The sequence below is a fragment of the Saccharospirillum sp. MSK14-1 genome (assembly GCF_003054965.1).
GTDB lineage: Bacteria > Pseudomonadota > Gammaproteobacteria > Pseudomonadales > Natronospirillaceae > Saccharospirillum.
Genome location: NZ_MIES01000032.1, coordinates 1 through 301, shown reverse-complemented (window position 1 = coordinate 301; position 301 = coordinate 1). Strand labels below are relative to the sequence as shown.

The 301-nt window shown below is 52.5% G+C and carries 1 rRNA gene; it reads left to right on the top strand.

The window, feature by feature from the left end:
• Positions 1-146, top strand: a 23S ribosomal RNA gene (locus tag BGP77_RS08960); the annotation flags it as partial.
• Between the last annotated feature and the right edge of the window lie 155 nt (positions 147-301).

The following is a 301-nucleotide window of genomic DNA, read 5'->3' as shown; positions in this document are numbered from 1 at the left end:
GCGGGAAGCCCCCTTCAAGATGAGTTTTCCCTGAGACTTCGAGTCTCCTAAAGGGCCCAGGAAGACGACCTGGTTGATAGGCTGGATGTGTAAGCGCTGTGAGGCGTTGAGCTGACCAGTACTAATTGCCCGTGCGGCTTGGCCATATAACGCCCAAGGGGTGTTGGCGGCTTGAGCAGCAAAGATAAGAAGCTACGAACACTTGGAATAATCGGACAAACGACGGCTAGAGGGAAAGAAAGCTAGCTGGAAGACAACGAGAAGACACGTCAATCAGAGCGAATTGGGTGCGTTGTTGAAG